Source organism: Gardnerella sp. DNF01198P (assembly GCF_049244165.1).
Taxonomy (GTDB): domain Bacteria; phylum Actinomycetota; class Actinomycetes; order Actinomycetales; family Bifidobacteriaceae; genus Bifidobacterium; species Bifidobacterium swidsinskii.
Genome location: NZ_CP058382.1, coordinates 740,028 through 761,562 on the forward strand (window position 1 = coordinate 740,028; position 21,535 = coordinate 761,562).

The following is a 21,535-nucleotide window of genomic DNA, read 5'->3' on the forward strand; positions in this document are numbered from 1 at the left end:
ACACAACATTTTGCATAGCTTGTTTTTGCAAGGAGAAGAAATGAATTCATTATTCACGTGGCAGCTTCACGGTAATGGCAAAACGTTAAAGCCTGGTGAAGTTGTAGAGCCAGACGAGCGTTTGACTTGGACTCGTACTGCTGGAATTGGTGCTCAGCATGTTATTGCAATGTTTGGTGCTACGTTCTTGGTGCCTATTCTTACGGGCTTTGATCCATCAACAACATTGATGTTCACTGCTATTTCTACAGCACTGTTCTTACTTATTAACGCAAATAAGCTTCCTAGTTATCTGGGAAGCTCTTTTGGTCTTATAGCACCTGTTATGGCTGTAACAACAGCTCATAAAGGTATTGCAGTTGCAAGCTTTGGCATTATGTGCACAGGTTTGCTTCTTGCTCTTATAGGTGTGCTTGTACATTTTGCAGGAGCTAAGTGGATTGACATTATTATGCCACCTGTTGTAAACGGTGCAATCGTTGCAATTATTGGTTTTAATTTAGGACCTGCAGTTTGGACTAACTTCCAGAAAGCTCCAGATACAGCTCTTGTGACATTAGTTGCTGTAATGCTTATTGCTGTAGTATTTCGCGGTCTTCTTGGTCGTTTAAATATTCTTTTAGGTGTTCTCGTTGGTTACGCTTATGCATGCTTCCAAGGTCAAGTCGATTTTAAAAAGATTGAAGAAGCTTCTTGGATTGGTTTTCCTAAATTCCACACGCCACAAGTTGATTTCTCTGTTCTACTTATGTTCTTGCCGGTAGTACTTGTTCTCATTGCAGAAAATGTTGGTCACGTAAAGTCTGTAGCTCAAATGACTGGTCGCGACTATGACTCTAAGATTGGAACTGCATTATTCGCAGATGGTTTTGGTACAGCTATTGCTGGTTTATTTGGCGGCTGTGGTACCACCACGTACGGTGAAAATATCGGTGTTATGGCTGCAACAAAGGTTTATTCTACTGCAGCTTATTGGTGTGCTGCAGCTTTTGCTTTTATATTGAGCCTTTGCCCAAAGTTTGGCGCTGTTGTAAATTCAATCCCAGCTGGTGTTCTTGGTGGCGTGACCACTTTGCTTTACGGCATGATTGGCATGATTGGCGTAAGAATCTGGGTAGAAAACAAAGTTAACTTCGATAAGCCAGTGAATATTATGATTGCTGCAATCGTTATGATTATTGGTATTGCTAACTTCCAGTTTGCTATTTCTGGAATTCAGTTCAACGGTATTGCAATCGGAACCGTTGTGGTGTTGGTTGTATACCACTTACTGAAGGCTATTGGAAAGCTTACTGGTACGATTGCTAAAGATGATCCTGATGTTGCCTAGCTTAAATACTCCAATTTGATTTAATTTAATCGCTTTAAGCGCGTTCGCATTAACTTGCGGGTGCGCTTTTTGTAATTAATTTTGATTACATAATATATAGATTGGGAATAATTAGTATAGTATCATTAACCTTATGTTGAAGCTCATCATAGAAGTAATTATTGGCATTATGTGGGTTGTTGCTGGTGCATATATGGCTAAAAATAATAAAAATAGTAAGAGCAGTGCGAGCAATAAAAGTAACAAAAATGTACAGACTATATTCTCAATGATGATGAGAAAGATAACAACAATAAGCTTAAGAATGAAAGAAATTGTTCTATGAAAGTTAATCTGAATTTTGCAAAATTTACTTATACTGCAAAAAAGTGGAGGTGGATTCTTGCGATAGTAGTGTTAATTGTCGCGTTTGCTGTAGCTGCAATATTTGCTCTCGCAAGGTTCATAACTGATTGCATGTGGTATTCGCAGCTTGGATTTGAAAGTGTTATTTGGATTCAGCTTGCAGCAAAAGTGGGCGTTTGGGTGCTTTATGCAATATTAATGTCTGCTTTTGGATACTTGTCTGCAGCTTTGGCAATAAAAGCGCGTCCAAGCAATGCAGATGGAACTTATATTCGAATTAAAGGCAATGTTATTGATTTAAAGCAGGGAATTAGTTCAAAGCTTGCTTTGCATGTTGCAGGAATTTTTTCATTGATTGTAGGCGCAGTATTTGGATTTAAATTCTACAATCATTGGGCGCAAATTTTGTTAATGTTTAACGCCCAACCTTTTGGCATTAAAGATCCGCAATTTGGAATTGACAATGGCTTCTATGTATTTGTGCTTCCAGGATTAAGGTTATTTATAAGCGCATTTGTGCTTTTATTGGTAATATCTCTTGTTTTCTCTATTATTACGCACATTCTTATGGGAGCAATTCGTTTTAGTATGCCTATCGATGGTAAAGGCATATTAAGTATTACAAAACGAGCACGTAGACAAATTTCTGTATGGTTTATGCTTGTGATTTTGACATGGGCACTTCAACAGATTTTAGACATGTTCGCTTTAGTAACTCTTGATGGATCTCGAATTACAGGCGGCTCATACACTGACATGAATGCTGGTGTTCCTGGAAGCATAGCAATGGCAGTGATAACAGTGTTAGTTGGTTCTGTTATTGCATTTTGGTTTATGAAATCTCATGCTTTATCTGTAGAAGCACCAATTTCAGTGCGTTTTAAAACAGCAATTAAGGCATGGAAAACACCAATTATTGCTTTAGCTTTTATGATTGTTTGCTCAATTGTTATATCTTTCGCTTGGCCGGCACTTGTGCAGCGATTTAAAGTTGCTCCTAATGCTCAGGAATTGGAAGCTACTTATATTCAGCGTAATATCGATGCAACAAAGTTTGCTTACGGGCTAAATAACGTAAAGAAAGAATCGTATAACGCTACTTCTAAAGGTAAATCAGGTGCATTATCAAAAGAAGCAGAGTCAACTGCGCAAATTCGTTTGTTAGATCCACAAGTTACGTCTCCAACGTTCCGTCAATTGCAGCAATCGAAGCAATATTACACTTTCGCAGATACGCTTTCAGTTGATAAATACGATATTGACGGTGTAAGTCAAGATACGGTTATTGCTGCGCGCGAGCTTGATTTAGCTGGCAACGATAATCGAAACTGGGTTAATGATCATACAGTTTATACGCATGGCTATGGAATTGTTGCAGCTTACGGAAATAAAGTAACAACAGATGGACAGCCACAATTTATGGAGTATGGTATTCCTGCTCAAGGCAAACTTACTAAGTCACAAAAGTATGAACCGCGTATTTACTTCTCACCAAATGCTCCTGAGTATTCTATCGTTGGTTCTCCAAAAGGGACATCTCCATGGGAGTTTGATTATCCGACTGGCTCTCAAGGTGCTTTAACTACTTTCAAAGGCAATGGTGGTCCAAGTTTAGGAAACTTCTTCTCTAAACTTTTGCATGCAATTAGATTTGAGTCTGATCAGATTCTTTTTTCTGACCGTGTGACTTCTGAATCTCAAATTTTGTATGATCGTGATCCTAAGACACGCGTGTCTAAGGTTGCTCCTTACTTAACTTTGGATGGTCGAGTTTATCCTGCAGTAGTAGATGGTCGCGTTAAGTGGATTGTTGATGGCTATACTACTTCTGATTCTTACCCTTATTCTCAAATGACTGATTTTGGTAAGGTAACTCAAGATTCCACAACAACAACTTCTCATTCTATTAAAGGGTTGACAAATCAGCGCGCAAACTACATTCGTAATTCTGTGAAAGCTACAGTTGATGCTTATGATGGATCTGTTGATTTGTATGTGTGGGATACGAAAGACCCTGTGATTAAAGCATGGCGTTCAATTTTCCCAGGTCATTATCATGACATTTCTAAGATTTCTGGCGATTTGATGAAGCATTTGCGTTACCCAGAAAGCTTGTTTAAAGTTCAACGTCACTTATTAGCAAAGTATCACGTCGATACAGCAAGCCAATTCTTCTCTGGAGAAGACTTCTGGCAGATTCCTGTTGATCCAACTGAATCTCAAAAAGCACAAAAAGAAGATATTTTGCAACCTCCATACTATTTGACTTTGCAAACTGGAGACGCAAAGAAACCAGTATTTTCGCTTGTTTCTACTTATATTCCGGCAGGTAAAAGTACTCGTGAAATATTAACTGGTTTCTTGTCTGTTGATTCAGATGCGGGGGATACTCCTGGAAAGATTGGTCCAAATTACGGTAAGATTCGTTTGCAAGAATTACCTAAAATATCTAATGTTCCAGGACCTGGTCAAGCTCAGAATAATTTCAACGCTAATGCAAATGTTTCTAAAGAATTGAATTTGCTTGAATCCGGTTCTACTAAAGTTAAGCGCGGCAATTTGATTACATTGCCTCTTGGCGGTGGGCTGGTTTATGTAGAGCCTGTTTATGTGCAATCTAGCGGTTCTACTAGCTATCCTTTGCTTAAGAAGGTGTTAGTTGCGTTTGGAGATCAAGTTGGATTTGCAGATACGTTAGATGAAGCACTTAATCAAGTATTTGGCGGAAACTCGGGCGCTTTGGCTGGAGATGCTTCTAATAATTCTTCTTCAAACAATGCTGCTGAAAATAATGAATCTAAGGATGCTGATTCTAAAGAAGGTACTTCTAAGGAAAATGAGTCTAAGAATTCAGAAAAATCTCATTCTATGAGCCAAAAAGCTAAAGAAGCGCTTAAACGTGCGGCTCAAGCGTTAAAAGATTCTGATTCTGCTATGCGATCCGGAAACTGGGAAGCTTACGGAAAGGCACAAAAAGAGTTGAGCGATGCTATTAATGAAGCAATGAAAGAAGAATCAGGTAAGTAAGTAGGTTTTCGTTAATATATCAGTTTGTGAGTTACAAGAGTAGCGAATATTGCGTTATTTTCGTTACTTTTGTAGCTCACATGCGCTGTTTTAATGCAATTTCATAATTGGTTATCTGGATCATCATCTTCGTCTACTGAACCAAGCAGAATTCTTTCGCAAGCATTAACAATGCACATAAGAAGCGCAGTAAGAATTATTATTACTATTGTTGCAGAAAAAATAAGTGGTGTTCTAAATGAGTTATAAGCGAATTGAAGCCAAATTCCTAGCCCATCTTTAGCTCCCAAATATTCTGCAGTTGAAGCAGTTCCGAAAACATAAGCTGCACTAATGCGTATGCCACCAAAAATTTGGCGAGCTGCAACCCTTAATTTAACATGCCACAAAGTCCAAGTTCTACTTGCTCCACAAGTTAAAGCAACATCTGTATAAAAACTTGGAACAGCGTCAAGACCTCGTATAGTTTGCACAGCAATAGGGAACATGCTGAAAACCATTACGATTACAATTTTTCCAGATATTTCAAAACCAAACCAAATCAAAAAAATTGGCGCAATAGAAATTAGTGGCATAGTTTGTGCTGCACATAAAAGCGGGAATAAAGCAGATTTAACAAGCTTACAAACATGAAAAATAACGCCTAAAAGAATTCCAACTACTATTGCAATAGAAAAACCGATAACTGTTTCTTGTGTTGTAATTAATGCTGCAGGTAATAGAGTTGGCAAAGCGTCAGCTGTTGATTGAGCAATTGAAGATGGTGTTGGAATCAAATTTTCCGAAATTTTATAATATTCGCATGCGTACTGCCAAAAAACAAGTAAAACTATTACAGAAAATACAGTTGGCAGATATTTAATTAGCATACGTTTAAAACGCGATTGCGTCATGAAAACTCGATTCCTTTCTGTAAATGACTTCGATCGCTGCCCCAACCGAATTATTTAAGACTACAAATAGCATGTACATTCTATTAGAAGCGCACAACTTCTGTGAGTTTAATAGTGTACGAGATTTTTTATTTGTCTATTTAATCATGCATAATCTAAATGTTTCGTGAGTCAATGTGTGGCAAACTGTAGCAGATTGAATCTGCTCAGGGGCATTGAACGGCGCGGGCTAGGCCCTTTGTTACCGTTTTCTGCCGAGTTCGTGTCACTTTCCCAGAAGAACGGTACAAGAAACAAAGTAGGGAACTCATGAATATGCGTATTGTAAAGCGTACTCTTGCGTTTATTCTTTCTGCGTGCTGCGTATTTTCTTTCTCGGCATGTGGATCTGCAAGTAGTAGTAAGAATGCAAATCTTCGTAAAGTGTCGTTTATGCTATTTTGGGCACCGGATACTAATCATATTGGTATTTATGTTGCTAAGCATAAAGGATGGTTTAAAGATGCCGGATTAGATGTCAATATACTTGCTGTTGCTCAGACTGGTTCGGAACACGCAGTTGATAGTGGTGTTGCTGATTTTGCTCTTAGTACTTTGACAAATGCTGCTGATTTTTCAACAAAGGGAGCAAATCTTGAGCAAGTTATGCAAGTTCAGCAAAAGCCAAGTGCTATTTGGTGTTCACTTGCTTCGAACAATAAGATTCATTCTCCAAAAGATTTTGATGGTCGTACTTTTGCAACTTTTGGTTCAGCTGAAGGTGATGTTGTAATTCGTAGGATGATTCAACACGATGGCGGTCAAGGTAAGTTCGACAAAGTTACTGTTGGAACTTCAACTTTTAGAACTCTTGAATCTGGTAAAGCTGATTTTGGTGGCTTCTACGGCACTTGGGAAGGTGTACAGTCTGAAATGTTTGGACCAAAGCTTCGCTGCTTCATGGAGGGCGACTACGGTGTGCCAGGTCAGCCAGATACTATTGGAATAATTGCAAATAAGCGTACTGTAGCTAAAGACCCTAAGCTTGTTCGAGCATTTGTTAAAGCTGCAAAGCGCGGATATGAATATGCTTATGAACATCCTGATGAGGCTTCTGAAATTCTTGTGAAAGAAGCAAAAGATGCTAATCTCGACATAAAGTTTGTTAAGCGTAGCATGAAGATGATTGTTGACGGTCAATATTGGGGCAATCGCGCGGATATTAAAAGCGGAAAATTTGTGTTCGGAACCACTGATGTTAAAGGCGCTCAAGCTTACTTTAACTTCTTAAGTAAGGAAGGTGCTTACACTGATTCTAAAGGCAAAGTAACTCATAAAACTCCGCAAGCAAAAGAATTGTCTACTGACGAATTTTTGAAATAAATAACATAATGACTTGAGTCTTGATAGAATAGGCTGAAGTATATAAGGGCGTATCGAGTAGTTGTGATTTTACGTTCATCTACAATCGATGCGCCCGTTTTGTTGTTTTGCTAAATATTTGAATGGGGAGTGGTCTGCCATGACATCGGATTTTTGGCTTATTGCTGGCTTGGGAAATCCTGGTACAAAATATGAGGGTACTCGACACAACATGGGTTTTATGGTTGCAGACGTTTTGGCACAACGTTGGTCAGTATCTCTTTCGGATCACAAAGGTTTAGCTAAACTTGGCAAAGGTGTTATGAATCTTGATGGTCGCGTAGCAAAGTTTTTCCTTGCCAAACCGTTGACTTTTATGAATGATTCTGGTGCTGCAGTATCTTCTATAAGCTCCTATTATCAAATAGAACCAGATCATATTGTGATAATTCACGATGATATGGATTTAGATTTTGGGCGCATTAAAGTAAAAGCAGGAGGCTCTGCGGGAGGACATAACGGTATTCGTTCTATCGATCGCTCTCTTGGTACTCCTCAATATTCTCGAGTGAGAATGGGTGTTGGTCATGCGCAGCGTGGTGCTCACGCGCACGATAATACCGTCAATTGGGTTCTTGGAGGTTTTGCTGCAGCTCAAAAATCTGATCTTCCAAACTTTTTAGCAGATGGTGCTGATGCTGCAGAGAGTATTATTTTCCATGGATTAGCAGCAACGCAGGAGAAGTTTAATGGCCGCTGATAGCAGGTCTAATATCAGAAACGACAAGAATGATAATACTGATGATATTTCAGTAATAAGCTTGAGAGATATTCTTAATGATTTATCAACTAAGGACTCACTTTTTAAAGCTTTATCTGAATATGATCTTGATGCGATATCTGATTATTGTTGCGAAAGTGCAAATAAAAATCGTAAAGATTTAGATTCAATAAGTGAAGATTTAACAATTTCTTCTCCTATTGGAATTCGTTCTGCTATTGTTGCTGCATTAGCTAAGAAAAAGCCAGTTGTTGTTATTGTTCCATCGAGTAGAGATGCTGAAGATTTTATTGCGTCTGTGCGTGATTGGTACGATGGTGATGCTCAAGACGTTGCTAAATTAGAAGCGTGGGAAACGTTACCTCATGAAAGGCTTTCGCCTAGGGCAGATACTGTTGCTAGCAGGATTGCAGTGTTTCGTAGGCTTTGCCATCCTGAAAATAACACATCACTTTTTGGTCCGATTCGCGTGTTGGTTATGCCTGTGCGATCGCTTATTCAGCCTATAGTTGAAGGCATTGGTGATATAGATCCTCTGTTATTTGAGTGCGGAAAAGAATTAACTCTTGAATATGCTGTGAAACGTTTGGTAGAAAACGCATATACTCGTGTTGATTTGGTTATGGAACGTGGAGAGTTTGCTGTTCGTGGTGGAATTATTGACGTTTTTGCGCCAACGATGACGCATCCTGTGAGAATTGAATTTTTTGGTGATGAAATTGATACTATAAAGCAATTTCATGCTTCTGATCAGCGTACTTATGGCAATAATATTGCAAGTATTTGGGCTACGCCTTGCCGTGAGCTTCAGATTACAGAAAAAATTTGCAAGCGTGCGCGTTCTCTTATTGGTGCAATTCCAAATGCTGACGATATGCTTGAATCAATCGCAAATTCTATACCTGTAGAAGGTATGGAGTCTTTGTTGCCAGCACTAGTGGATCGCATGGAATCAGTGCAAAATATGCTTCCGAAGGAATCTGTTATTATTCTATCTGATCCCGAAAAATGCCGTAGAGCTGCAGATGACGTAACTGCTACAGCTAACGAATTCTTAGCAGCTAGTTGGCATGTTGCTGCTTCTGGACACGGTTCTGGAGCTCCAATAACATTCGATCAAGCTAATTTCTTGGATTTTGATGAAACGATTTCATCGTTAGAATTGTCTAATCATGACGTATGGAAATTAACATCTTTTGGTGTTGACAATCAAATTTATGGAAATATTGCTTTGCCAGCATCGGCGCCACAAGAGTTTCGAGGAGATGAATCGAAAGTTTCTGGCGGCATCACTTCTCTTGTTGACAATGGTTTTGCTGTAACTATTACTGCAGCGGCTTCTGGTACTCTTGCACGCTTGAGGCGCGCTATATATGCGACTGGTGTACATGAATTTACTACAGTGCGCTCAAGTATTTCGGATGGCTTCATTGATAATGTTGCGCGTATCGTGATTCTTACAGAGCGTGATCTGACAGGTAAATCTTCTGCATCAGCTCAACTAAAAACTCCAAAACGCAGGCGCAAAGCAATCGACCTAATGGAACTAAAGCCTGGTGATTTCGTTGTGCACGAGCAGCATGGTATTGGACGTTTTGTCGGCATGAAGCAACGTAATATTGCTGTTTCGGGTGGTAGTGCAACGCGCGAATATTTAGTCATTGAATATGCTCCTAGCAAACGTAACGCTCCTAACGATAAGCTTTTTATTCCAACTGATCAGCTTGATTTAGTGAGTAAATATATAGGTGCAGAAATACCAAAGCTTAACAAGCTCGGAGGTTCTGACTGGGCTCAAACTAAAGCAAAAGCTAAAAAGCATGTTCATGAAATTGCTGAAAATCTTATTAAACTTTATTCAGCAAGGCAGCAATCTCGCGGATTTGCGTTTAGTAAAGATACTCCTTGGCAAAAAGAGTTGGAAGACGCATTTCCTTATCAAGAAACTGCTGATCAGCTTACAACTATTGACGAAGTAAAAGCAGATATGGAAAACCCAATCCCAATGGATCGCTTAATTTGTGGAGATGTTGGTTTTGGTAAAACTGAAATTGCGTTACGTGCAGCTTTTAAAGCTGCGCAGGATTCCAAGCAAGTTGTTGTTTTAGTTCCAACGACCTTGCTTGTTCAGCAGCATTACGAGACTTTTACAAATCGCTTTGAAGGATTCCCTGTAAAAGTTGCTGCAATGAGTAGATTCCAAACTTCTAAAGAGATTGAAGAAACTTTAGCTGGATTGCAAGATGGAAGCATTGACGTTGTTATTGGAACGCATAAGCTTTTGAATCCTAGTATAAAGTTCAAAGATTTAGGTTTGGTTATTATTGACGAAGAGCAGCGTTTTGGTGTGGAACATAAAGAAACTCTCAAAGCTTTGCGCACAAACGTTGACGTATTAAGTCTTTCAGCAACGCCAATTCCTAGAACTCTTGAAATGGCTGTAACTGGTATTCGTGAAATGTCTACTCTTGCAACTCCTCCAGAAGATAGGCTTCCAGTGCTTACATACGTTGGTGCGTATGATAATTCTCAAGTTGCTGCGTGCATTAAGCGTGAATTGTTGCGTGGGGGTCAAGTTTTTTACGTCCATAATCGCGTTGAAGATATTAGTTCTGTTGCAAGTAAGATTCAGGAGCTTGTGCCAGATGTCCGTGTTGCTATTGCTCATGGAAAAATGGGCGAGAAGCAGCTCGATGCTGTTATTCGTGATTTTTGGCATAGAGATATTGATGTGCTTGTTTGTACGACGATTATTGAAACAGGTCTTGATATTTCTAATGCGAATACACTTATTGTCGATCACGCAGATAGATTCGGTTTAAGCCAGTTGCATCAGCTTCGTGGTCGAGTAGGTAGAGGTCATGAGCGTGCTTACGCTTACTTTTTGTATGATCCGTCTAAGTCTATGACACAACAATCTCACGATAGGCTCTCAACAATTGCTCAGCATACTGCGCTTGGTTCTGGTTTTGATGTTGCGATGAAAGATTTGGAATTGCGCGGAACTGGAAATTTGCTTGGAGATGAGCAAAGTGGACACATTGAGGGTGTTGGATTTGATTTGTATGTTCGTATGGTTTCTGAAGCTGTTGAAAAATATAAGGAACCTGAAAGAGTTGAGCCTGTTTGCGTAACTATTGATCTTCCCGTTGAAGCTTCTCTTCCAGTTGATTATATTGCTTCTGACAAGCTTCGTTTGGAAGCGTACAGGAAGCTTGCTGCTGCTAAGGATAATAGTGATTTGCAAGAACTTCACGATGAGCTTCTTGATCGCTTTGGTAATCCGCCTGAAGAGTTTGAGTCTTTGTGTGATGTTGCTCGTTTGCGTTTTAAAGCACGCGAGATTGGTATTACGCAAATCAGCTCTCAAGGAAAATCAGTACGAGTTGTTGGCATCGATCCAAAAGAGTCTGTGATGATGCGTTTGAAGCGTATTTATAGAGGATTGCAGTATCGTCCTCTTACTCATATGTTTATTGTTCCAGCTCCTTTTGAATCTTCACTCGGTGCTGGTTCAATGAGTGAATCAGATATTCTTAAGTGGTCTAAGCAATTACTTGAAGACTTAGCGTGGTGATTTGTAATATCTGTTGCAATATAAGTGTTAAAAAATATTTATTGCAATGCCATGCGTAGTTCGTCTTCTATTTCAACGTGATTATTTGGACGCTTTTGTGCATCAAGTTGGCTTCGATTAATATTCCAGTTTTTCTCGATGATTCCGTCTTTGATCATAAGAATTCTGTCAGAAAGTCTTACTGCTTCGGAAATATCGTGCGTGACCATTATTGTGGTCCAACCATGTTTCTGTCTTAGATTATCAAGCAAATCTTGCATGTCTAAACGAGTTAAAGCGTCTAATGCTCCGAAAGGCTCGTCTAAAAGTAGTAATTCAGGATTATGAACTAAAGCTCTAGCTAATGAGACTCGTTGGGCTTGACCACCTGAAAGTTCTGATGGCCATTTCGAACCATAATTATTAAGTTGCATATCGTTAAGAGCTTTTTCTGCAATAGATTTTAGTTCTGATTTGTTTCCTTGCATGCCGAAAACTACGTTCTTACTTACTGTTAGCCATGGTATTAATCTTGCATCTTGGAAACCTATTGCTTGATGTTGTGTGACGTTTATTGTTCCAGAATCAGGTTTGATTAATCCTGAAATAACTTTAAGAAGAGTGGTTTTTCCGCATCCTGAGCGTCCTATTAGAGATACGAATTCGCCTTTTTTAATATTTAGATTTATATCTCGTAATATTTTAGCGTTATTTTTAAAAGTCACGCCAATATGTTCTAGAGTAACGCAGTAAGAGTTATCTTTAGTCTCATAGTTTTCTTCTATTTGAGTGTTCATATTTACTCCTACTGCGTTGCTTTAAATCATGTTTATATAATCTTGTTATATAACTTTGTTTTAATTTTGATTAATCAGTTATTTATTATTTTATTTTGATATTTTATTTTGTTTTTTATGAATATGTGTTTTATGGATAAATGAATTAATTTACTTTGTGCAATCCATTACAGAATCTTTCAAATTCTTTGGAGCTTGCTTAATTAAACCATATTTCACGTATTCTTTAGCCTGAGTTTCCATCATTTTCAAACCTTTTTCATCGATTGGACGAATAGTTGGATTGTCAAACTTTTCAATTTGCTTAATAATAGTTTCGCTTGCTCCGAGCTGCTTGTAAGCGTTTCCAATAACATTGTTTTCTTTATGAGACTTTTCTGCTTCGCGAACAAGAGCCTTGTACATCTTCTTAACAAGATCTGGATGCTTTTTGGCAAAGCTCTTAGAAACAATGTGAATAGTAACGTTCATATTGCCGTACTTTTTAGCATTTACAAGCAATTTTGCGCCTGGAGTTGTCATTGCTGCAGCAAGATTCTGATCGAATGAGGAAATTGCATCAATCTGTCCAGAAGTAAATGCTGCCTGGAAGTTCTTAGGGCTCATCTCAACTTTGTTAACTTTAGAAACGTCTAAACCACTTTTATCGAATGCGCGGTGAAGCATGTAATCGCCAGTGTCACCGTTGTGAATAATAGCAACTTTTTTGCCGTATAAGTCTTTTAGTGTTTTCACTCCGCTTTTTGCGGATGCAACGATTCCTTGAGAATCACCATTGTAATATTCGAGCGCAAAAGCTACCCATGGTTGTCCTTCAGCAATCAAATCAATGAAGCGTCCAGTTCCAGTAGTTGTAGCATCTGCATTTCCGCTCATCACAGCAGTAAGACCGTCAACTGGAGTGTAAGGACCAGTGTAAACTACTTTAGATTTGCCAAATTCGTCTTGAAGGAATTTCTCATTTTTCAAAGTAGTTAAATAATTTGCTGTAGAAAGATAAGCAACTCTCATAGTTCCAGCATCTTCTTTTGAAGAAGCGTTGGATGATTTTTGTGAGCTTCCGCAAGCTGCAAGAGATACAGTTGCACAAGCAGCGCAGATTAATGCAATAATGCTCTTTTTAGAAAATCGCATTTTTAAATTAGCCATGATATACAGCTCCTTTTGTTGTTGTTTTGTTTATCTGTTGTTTGTTTGGTTGTTATTATTTGGTTGTTGAATCTAAATATTGACTAATTCTTAAAAAGCAATTTAATGCATTTTAAAAAGTAGTTAACTTTAGAAAAATGTTGATACTACTAGATTATTGGCGTGATTTTCTATCTAATCTGCGTTCGGGTATAAGAAGATACTCTAATATGTTTGCAGTAAGCTCAGATCCAAGACCTGCAATTGCGTACATAATAACGCATGCCATCATTTGATCTGGCCTAAAGAATTCTTGCGCTCTTGAAAGAATGTATCCAATTCCAATAGAAGAATTGACTGTTTCGCAAGTCACTAATGCAACCCATGCTACAGATATTGCAAATCGCAAACCTGTCATAAAACTTGGAAGTGTACCGCGAAGCAAAATAGATATAAAAATAGTAGATTTTTTAACGTGATAAACCTGCGCTAATTCGAGAAGTTTCGGATCAATATTACGCACTCCGTCGCGAATATTAACGTACATAGGTCCAAAAACGCCAACAGCTATAAGCGCTATTTTCATCGTTTCATCTATTCCGAGGAAAATTATTAATATTGGAGCTAAAGCCGGGAATGGAATTGACCTCAACATGTGGCTTGGTTTATCAACTACAATATTGCCAAGCTTACTGCCTCCCGCAAGTACGCCTGCAGGAACAGCAAAAATAATTCCTAACAAAAGTCCTAAAAGAACTCGTAAAATACTTATTCCTAAGGATTTTAATAATATGCCTTCGTTGTTTAAATCAATAAAAGCTTGTATTACTTCATATGGGGATGGCAAAGAACGGTCTTCGATTGGAGAAAGAGTTGTAAAAAACCACAAAACCAAAATGAGGATGGTTGAAATCCACACTTTACACGAAGATACCGCTTTAAATGCAATCTTCAATATGTTTTTCGCTTTATTAGGCGAACCGTAAGTCATGCGACAATCCCTTCGATAGTTTTAGCTATATCAGGTTCAACGAGTGTATTCTCAGCGCAACACTGTATGTATTGTTGTTTGGCACGATGTAGTTGCGCACCCCGTGTCTGTGGTCATTATCTCCCAAGGGTATGGACATCTATATTTGAAATCGATATTTATAAACGATATTGCTTAAAAATATACAATTGGCTAATATGACTCGAATTAAATCAAAATATTGTGAACGTTCACGGCATAAATACGCTGGTACTCAATATAACGTCCATAAAACGCACTAATCTTGGAAGAGTCATCACAACCCATAGGTATAAAGGAGTAGTTGTGGCAGCTATTGAAAGCGTATATGCACGCGAAATTTTGGATTCTCGTGGAAATCCTACTGTTCAGGTTTATTTGGAGACCGAAGATGGCGCTCAGGGTATTGGTTTAGTGCCTTCTGGTGCTTCTACTGGTGAAGCAGAAGCTTGGGAACGTCGCGATGGCGACAAGTCCCGTTATCAAGGCAAGGGCACGTTGGAAGCTGTTAAGGCTGTCAACGAGGTAATCGCACCTAAGGTTATTGGCATGGATGCCACCGATCAGCGCGCTCTTGATGAGACGATGATTGAGCTTGATGGCACGCCAAACAAGGGCAAGCTTGGTGCTAACGCAATTCTCGGCGTTTCCCTCGCTGCTCTCTACGCTGCTGCTGAATCCGCTCAGCTTCCGTTGTACCGCTACATTGGCGGCACCAATGGTCACATTCTTCCAGTTCCAAACATGAACATCATGAACGGTGGTGCTCACGCTGATTTCGCAACCGATATTCAGGAGTACATGATTTCTCCTTACGGTTTCGCGACCTACAGCGATGCTTTGCGCGCTGGTGTTGAGGTTTATCACACCTTGAAGAATGTTTTGAAGAAGGAAGGCTTGGCTACTGGTCTTGGTGACGAAGGTGGCTTCGCTCCAAAGATGAAGTCCAACGAGGATTCCTTGAAGTACATCATGGATGCAATTGCAGCCGCTGGCTATGAGCCAGGCAAGCAGATTGGTATTTCTCTTGACGTTGCTTCTTCTGAGTTCTACAACAAGGAAACTGGTAAGTATCGTTTCGATGGCGAAGAGCGCGAATCTGCTTACATGCTCGATTACTACGAGAAGCTCATCAACGAGTATCCAATCGTTTCCATCGAAGATCCATTCCAGGAAGAAGGCTGGGATGATTGGGCAGAAATCACCAAGCGTCTTGGTGATCGCTTGCAGTTCGTTGGCGATGACTTGCTCGTCACCAATCCAAAGCGTTTGGCTAAGGGTATTGAGCTTGGTGCAGCTAACTCCTTGCTCGTGAAGTTGAACCAGATTGGTTCCGTTACCGAAACCCTCGACGCTATTGAGCTTGCAACTAAGAACGGCTTCACTTCTATGGTTTCCCATCGTTCTGGCGAGACTCCAGATACCACCATTTCTGATCTTGCTGTTGCTAAGAACACTGGCCAAATCAAGACTGGTGCTCCTGCTCGTGGCGAGCGTATTGCTAAGTACAACCGCTTGCTTGAGATTGAGGAAGAGCTTGGTTCTACCGCTCAGTATGCTGGTTACAGCGCATTCAAGGCTTGCAAGAAGTATATGAAGTAATATGCTAGAGCTTTTATAAGTTCTACGTAAGTCTTGTTTAAGATCTAGACTGTAGCATAAATCGGTCAGTCGCATTCGTGCGATTGGCCGTTTTTCGTATATTTTAGCGATTTTTTGAAAAAATATATAAATTTTTCTAACATTACTTTTATTCTCATCAAAATAGTGCTATTTTTTATGGAAAACTAAAAACGGAAGGAGATGTTTCATATGAGAAAAGTCGCAGTTATAGGCATGGGAAACGTTGGTGCAGCAGTAGCGCATCAACTTGTTGTTGGCGGTCACGCTGATGATTTGTACCTTTATGATACAAACGAGGCAAAGGTGAATGCCGACGCATTGGATTTTGAAGATTCAATGGATAACGTGCCTTTTAACGTTAATATTACGGTTAATGATTATGAAGCATTAAAAGACGTAGAGGTAATCGTAAGTGCCTTAGGTCACATAAAGCTTTTAGACGTTCCTCATCCAGATCGTTTTGCAGAGCTTAAGTATAATCGTAAGGAAGTTGCAGAAGTTGGTGCAAAGATTAAGGCTTCTGGATTCCACGGTGTTTTAATCGACATAACAAATCCTTGCGACGCTATTTGCCAGCTTTACAAGGAAGCTACTGGTCTTCCTTACGAAAAGATTATTGGAACTGGCACTTTGCTTGATTCTGCGCGCTTGCATCGTGCAGTAGGCAAGTTCTTTGGCGTGCATCCAAAGGCTGTTAAGGGATATAGCTTAGGAGAGCACGGTGATTCGCAATTCGTTGCGTGGTCTACTGTTAAAGTCTTTGAGCAGCCTATAACAGAGCTTATTAAAGAAAAGAACATGAATTTAGACGCTATTGATGAGGAAACTCGTGAAGGTGGTTTTACTGTGTTCTACGGAAAGAAGTACACAAACTACGGTATTGCTGCTGCTGCAGTTCGTTTAGTGGATGCAGTTCTTTCGGATTCTAAAGAGCAAATGCCTGTTTCAAACTATCGCGAAGAATACCATTCTTATCTTTCATACCCAGCAATTGTTGGTAGAGAAGGAATTGTTAAGCAATGCCAGCTTGATTTGACTCAAGAAGAGTTGCAAAAGTTGCAGCATTCTGCAGATACAATTTTGAGTAAAGCTCAAGCAGAATAGATAAGTCAAAAATAAAATAACTAAAAAATACTACTTTTGAATCTAAAATATTTTTACAGATTTTAGATAAAAGCGTATTGAAAAATGTCGTTGTAGGTTTGATTGCTCTTCAAGAGTATTGAATTTACAGCGACATTTTTGTTATAAAAATTTTTGATATTAGATTATTTATTGTTTGAATTCATAAAGTTGGCTAGTCCTAATTGTTTATGATATATACTTTTAACTATAAATGACATTATTTTTTGGGGGAAATATGATTTCTAGTGCATACATAAGTGTTGGAAGTAATATAGGTGATAGATTACTTAATTTGCGTCAAGCTGTTTCGCTATTGAAGCAAAATTCGCATATAAGCAATATTATCGTTTCTTCAGTGTATGAAACTGAACCAGTTGGTGACGTAGTGCAAGACAGTTTTTATAACATTGCTTTACGCTTGGACACTGATTTAACAGCTTTTGAATTGCTTGATTTTATTCATGATATTGAACAGCGTCTTCACAGAAAGCGCATAGTTCGTTGGGGTCCTCGAACAATCGATTTGGATATTATTGATTTTGGTGGTCAAACTATAAAAAGTGAAAATCTTACGATTCCGCACAAAGAAAGAGATAATCGCAGATTTGTATTAGTTCCTTTGCTTGAAATAAGCGCAGACGATGCAAATTATCATGAACTTATACAAGATAAGCTTAATAAAACTAGCGACACTAATTGGATTAATATTATTGAAAGTAGTGAAGTTTTTAATTAGTTTGGAATATAAATTTAGTTTTTTAAATATGAGGTTTTAGAAAGAAAGACTACAAATGCGAATTATTGAAAGCAATTTGGAGAATGCGTCTTCTAAAAGTATTGCAGATATAGCGTTGCTGCAGGATCTTTGTGTAAATCAAAAAATTTTATGCACGTGGGAAAATATTAGCGAAAACGATTTAAGCAAAGTAGCTGATTTTCTCGATCATTTTGATACAGCTATCAAAGTTTCCGAGTCTTCTATTGACTTCATTTTGCCGCTTATTGCTCTTAAACCTTTTATGCAAGAGTGCGAAAAAGCATGGTACGAAGATCAAGAATTACTTGCAAGTTTGCGCTCGCTATTAAAGCAAAAAGCAATTGTGTGGAATGCAGGGCGATTCTGCTTTGATACACTTGACAAGCCGATAGTTTACGCGATTTTGAATATTACTCCTGACTCATTCTATGATGGCGGCAAGTACCAAAGTGAAGACGAAGTAAATAGCCATATTAAAGAAATAGTTGAAGCTGGTGCTGATGTTATAGAAGTAGGCGGTCAAACTACAAAACCTGGCGGTTATTTAGAAATTACTCCAGAAGAGGAAATAAGTCGCGTTATGCCTGCTATTAAGTATATTCACAAAAATTATCCTCAAATTGCTGTAGCAGTAGACACTTACAAGTTACCTGTAATGGAAGCTGCAATTGAAGCTGGCGTAGATATTATAAATGATGTTCGTGCGTTTGATTCTCCAGAAAAAGTAAAGCTTATGGCAGATTCTAACGTTGGATTAGTAACAATGCATAGCAATAGAGATACAGAATATGACAATTTAACAAAGGTTATGTGTCAATTCTTTAGCGATAATTTAAAAATGCTTGTTGATGGAGGAGTTGACTTAAATAGGATTATTCTTGATCAAGGAATTGGCTATGCAAAGGTTGCTGATGGTGAACAAGATTATGCAATGATGCGCAATATTAATCAATTGCATCGTTTTGGTCGACCAATACTGGTTGCGATTTCTAGAAAAGGCTTTGGTAAGAAGCTTTTTAATTTAGATAAAGAAGATCGTTTGCCTGTCACTTTAGTTGCAGAAACAGCGATGTTTATGGCTGGTGGACGTGTAATACGTGCTCATGATATTGCAGAAACAAAGCAATTAGTTGAAATGATCGATGTTATTAATAGAAATTACTGGTTTAAGTAGAAAAATTTGAATATTTTTTTGCAGTTTTGTTCGTCAGTTTTTTTAATTTTAATAACGAATAAATGTGAGTTACTGTAAATGTAGCGTGACTGTAAATGTGGCACAACAGCATTTTGCATCTAAAAGCGCGTAAGATACTAGCGGAATGTATGATGTTTTCACGTCGAATACATCAAGTAATTTAGAGAGTATGGTTATGAAAAAGCGTCGTAAAACAGCATTAGGTGAAGATGTAGCACCATTGCAACAGCGTCGACTACTTTCAGGACCACTTGTGTTTTTATTTATGGTTTTTGTAGTTACTGTTGGTTCAATTGAGTGCATTTCAACAGTTAGAAATTATGCGTTAAGCTTATCTGAGCTTCATGCACTTCAGCGTGAAGAAAGTGATTTACGTGAACAAAAACGTACGTTGGATAATAATATTGACCGATGGAAAGACAAAGCATACGTTACCGCTCAAGCTAGAGATCGTCTCGGCTTTATTTTTCCCGGTGAGCAGGCTGTTCGCGTAGAGCATCCTGAAGCAGTAACTGGAAAAGTTCCGAATGAATTTGCTCAAGAAAATAGCGAAACTAAGACTCATTCAGTCTTGCCTTGGTATAGTGACTTAATGTATGCAATACATAAAGCAGACAAACCAGATACTGTGCCATCCTTATAACATATAAACTGATAAAATATATAAACTGATAAAGTAAAAGATTATTTATTTGTAAAACAGCTTTAACAGGAGTAGAAACGCATGGCTAACAGCCAAGAAAGTTCAGATAAAATGCAGAACAGTAATAAGAAATATATTCCAGAAGAAGCTGTGAAACGTTTATTTACTACACCTGCAAGTGATGCTGAGCGTACAATTGTTGAAAAGCAACTTGGAAGATTCCCTAGAGGAATGGTAGCTGTTGGTGCGCGTTGCGTTTGTGGTAGACCTCTTGCTGTTATTACTAGACCATGCTTAGAAGATGGCACACCATTCCCAACTACATGCTACCTTACCAGTCCTGAAGCTGTAAAAGCGGTGTCTCGCGTAGAAGCAGACGGTATTATGCGAGAATATAACGAGCTATTACAATCGGACGAAGATCTGAAGAAACAATATGAGCGTGCGCATAAGTATTATTTGGAATTCCGTCATGAATTAGCTGTGTCTTTGGGGGATAGTGAAGAGCATATTAGTCAGATGAGCGCTGGTGGAATGCCAGTTCGTGTTAAATGCTTGCATGCTTTGCTCGCGCAAACATTGGTAATGGGCAAAGGTGTAAATCCGATTGGTGACATGGTGCTAGAGCGCATTAAAGATGAGTTTGATCCTAACGTGTGCCGTTGTACTACTCCGTGGAGCGATGATGCATATGCTACTGAAACGGAAGTTGTTGTGGAAGACGAAACGATTGCAAAAGATAAAACTGCAGAGGGCGAAGCTGTGAAAAGTGACACGACTACTTGTGCAGAAAAAACAGTACAGGTTGCCGCAATTGACTGTGGTACGAATTCTATTCGACTAAAAATTGCGCAAGTTTCTGAGCATGGGATGAAAGATATTGTGCCTCGTATGCTTCGCGTCGTTAGACTAGGTCAGGGAATTGACGAAACTCATCGTTTTGCAGATGACGCTTTGGAGCGAGTGAGGGATGCTGCGCACGAATTTGCGCAAGTTTTGAAAGAACATCCAGTTGATGCGATTCGTTTTGTGGCAACTTCAGCTACACGAGATGCTGAAAATCGTGAGATTTTTGAACAAATGATGATTGATGAGCTTGGTGTTCGTCCTGAAGTTATTAGTGGTACTGAAGAGGCAGCTCTTAGCTTCCTTGGTGCAACAAGCGTTGTGTCTCGCGATGAGTTGCAGCCACCGTATCTCGTAGTTGATTTAGGTGGAGGTTCTACTGAGTTAGTGCTTGGAGGGGATGGTGACTGCTTGCCAGCGCACAAGGTTTCTGCGGCGTACTCCATGAATGTTGGTTCCGTTAGAATGACGGAAAGGCATTTGCATACTGATCCTCCTACTGAAGAGGAAATTCAAGCTGCGATTGAAGATATTGACAAGCATATTGATGACGCTTTCAAAGTTGTCCCTGCAGGGCGAGCTCGTACTATTATTGGCGTTTCTGGAACTGTGACAACTATGGCTGCTTTGACTATGGGATTGCAGCATTATGATCATACTGCTGTCGATGGTGTGCGTATTGGATTAGAGCAGGCTTATGCTGTTAATAATCGATTTTTGCGTATGCCTAGGGACTGCAGGCGCACGTATGCGACGATTCACCCAGGGCGTGTGGATGTTGTCGGCGGTGGAGCAGTGATTTGGAGCCGTGTGTTGGAGAGATTAGCAAAAGCTGCGTATGAGGATCACGGTGGGGTTTTGGATACGTTTGTTGCAAGTGAGCATGGTTTGCTTGACGGAATTACGCTTGATTTGGGAAGAAAGTTACTCGCCACACGCTGAGCTTGTTCTTTGCTTAGATATATGGCATAATAAGTGATTGCTGCCTCTGTGGCGGAATTGGCATACGCATCAGACTTAAAATCTGACGCCCTTACGGGCTTGTGGGTCCGAGTCCCACCGGAGGCACAAACAAAGCGCTGCACAGTTTTTAGCTGTGTGGCGCTTTTGCTTTTCTGTTGGTTTTACCTATAACTCAT

Annotated in this window: 15 protein-coding genes, 1 tRNA gene and 1 riboswitch; of the genes, 12 read left to right on the plus strand and 4 right to left on the minus strand. The window is 39.3% G+C overall.

The annotated features are described in order from the left end of the window. Window positions 1-40 precede the first annotated feature (40 nt). Both HXT44_RS03210 and HXT44_RS03215 read left to right on the plus strand, forming a co-directional pair. Window positions 41-1,330, plus strand: coding sequence for a uracil-xanthine permease family protein (locus tag HXT44_RS03210; RefSeq protein WP_004119362.1), 1,290 nt, complete (start codon window positions 41-43; stop codon window positions 1,328-1,330). Window positions 1,331-1,651: 321 nt separating this feature from the next. After that, window positions 1,652-4,702, plus strand: coding sequence for a UPF0182 family protein (locus HXT44_RS03215; RefSeq protein ID WP_421783159.1), 3,051 nt, complete (start codon window positions 1,652-1,654; stop codon window positions 4,700-4,702). Between the two features lie 101 nt (window positions 4,703-4,803). On the opposite strand, the gene HXT44_RS03220 is transcribed toward HXT44_RS03215, so the two are convergent. Further along, window positions 4,804-5,595: an ABC transporter permease gene (locus HXT44_RS03220; protein ID WP_421783161.1), complete on the minus strand. Its 792-nt coding sequence runs from the start codon at window positions 5,593-5,595 to the stop codon at window positions 4,804-4,806. A 309-nt stretch (window positions 5,596-5,904) separates the two neighbouring features. On the opposite strand from HXT44_RS03220, the gene HXT44_RS03225 reads away from it, so the two are divergent. The 3 genes from HXT44_RS03225 to mfd all read left to right on the plus strand — a co-directional run bounded on the left by HXT44_RS03225 (window position 5,905) and on the right by mfd (window position 11,294). Then, window positions 5,905-6,957 carry an ABC transporter substrate-binding protein gene (locus tag HXT44_RS03225; protein ID WP_421783163.1) on the plus strand — a complete coding sequence of 351 codons (1,053 nt, stop codon included), beginning with the start codon at window positions 5,905-5,907 and terminating at the stop codon, window positions 6,955-6,957. Between the two features lie 139 nt (window positions 6,958-7,096). Further along, complete coding sequence (pth, locus tag HXT44_RS03230) at window positions 7,097-7,696, plus strand: aminoacyl-tRNA hydrolase (RefSeq protein WP_064340215.1); 600 nt, start codon at window positions 7,097-7,099, stop codon at window positions 7,694-7,696. After that, the gene (mfd, locus tag HXT44_RS03235) at window positions 7,686-11,294 is read left to right on the plus strand and encodes a transcription-repair coupling factor (RefSeq protein ID WP_421783165.1); all 3,609 of its coding nucleotides are present in this window, start codon (window positions 7,686-7,688) and stop codon (window positions 11,292-11,294) included. Before pth ends, mfd begins: the two co-directional genes overlap by 11 nt. A 38-nt stretch (window positions 11,295-11,332) precedes the next feature. Here mfd and HXT44_RS03240 read toward each other — a convergent pair whose 3' ends face one another. From HXT44_RS03240 to HXT44_RS03250, 3 genes are all read right to left on the minus strand, one after another. After that, window positions 11,333-12,070 (minus strand): ABC transporter ATP-binding protein, encoded by a 738-nt coding sequence (locus HXT44_RS03240; RefSeq protein WP_421783167.1) that lies wholly within the window; start codon window positions 12,068-12,070, stop codon window positions 11,333-11,335. A 150-nt stretch (window positions 12,071-12,220) separates the two neighbouring features. Further along, complete coding sequence (locus tag HXT44_RS03245) at window positions 12,221-13,219, minus strand: ABC transporter substrate-binding protein (RefSeq protein ID WP_174182762.1); 999 nt, start codon at window positions 13,217-13,219, stop codon at window positions 12,221-12,223. A 154-nt stretch (window positions 13,220-13,373) separates the two neighbouring features. Beyond that, window positions 13,374-14,189 (minus strand): ABC transporter permease, encoded by an 816-nt coding sequence (locus HXT44_RS03250; RefSeq protein ID WP_076002797.1) that lies wholly within the window; start codon window positions 14,187-14,189, stop codon window positions 13,374-13,376. Further along, window positions 14,179-14,303: riboswitch (TPP riboswitch) on the minus strand. (Overlaps the previous gene by 11 nt.) A gap of 210 nt (window positions 14,304-14,513) precedes the next feature. Between HXT44_RS03250 and eno the strand changes: the two genes are divergently transcribed. From eno to HXT44_RS03285, 7 genes are all read left to right on the plus strand, one after another. After that, the gene (gene eno, locus HXT44_RS03255) at window positions 14,514-15,809 is read left to right on the plus strand and encodes a phosphopyruvate hydratase (protein ID WP_004111411.1); all 1,296 of its coding nucleotides are present in this window, start codon (window positions 14,514-14,516) and stop codon (window positions 15,807-15,809) included. A 210-nt stretch (window positions 15,810-16,019) separates the two neighbouring features. After that, window positions 16,020-16,934: an L-lactate dehydrogenase gene (locus HXT44_RS03260; RefSeq protein WP_033888758.1), complete on the plus strand. Its 915-nt coding sequence runs from the start codon at window positions 16,020-16,022 to the stop codon at window positions 16,932-16,934. A 256-nt stretch (window positions 16,935-17,190) separates the two neighbouring features. Next, window positions 17,191-17,691, plus strand: coding sequence for a 2-amino-4-hydroxy-6-hydroxymethyldihydropteridine diphosphokinase (gene folK, locus HXT44_RS03265; RefSeq protein ID WP_004119382.1), 501 nt, complete (start codon window positions 17,191-17,193; stop codon window positions 17,689-17,691). Window positions 17,692-17,746: 55 nt separating this feature from the next. Next, entirely contained in the window at window positions 17,747-18,886 is a 1,140-nt protein-coding gene (gene folP / locus HXT44_RS03270) for a dihydropteroate synthase (RefSeq protein ID WP_421783170.1), read from the plus strand. 190 nt (window positions 18,887-19,076) lie between these two features. Beyond that, window positions 19,077-19,550 carry an FtsB family cell division protein gene (locus HXT44_RS03275; RefSeq protein WP_012914095.1) on the plus strand — a complete coding sequence of 158 codons (474 nt, stop codon included), beginning with the start codon at window positions 19,077-19,079 and terminating at the stop codon, window positions 19,548-19,550. Between the two features lie 111 nt (window positions 19,551-19,661). Then, window positions 19,662-21,338 carry a DUF501 domain-containing protein gene (locus HXT44_RS03280; protein ID WP_421783211.1) on the plus strand — a complete coding sequence of 559 codons (1,677 nt, stop codon included), beginning with the start codon at window positions 19,662-19,664 and terminating at the stop codon, window positions 21,336-21,338. Window positions 21,339-21,380: 42 nt separating this feature from the next. Then, window positions 21,381-21,464: transfer RNA gene (locus HXT44_RS03285), tRNA-Leu, on the plus strand. Window positions 21,465-21,535: the final 71 nt, after the last annotated feature.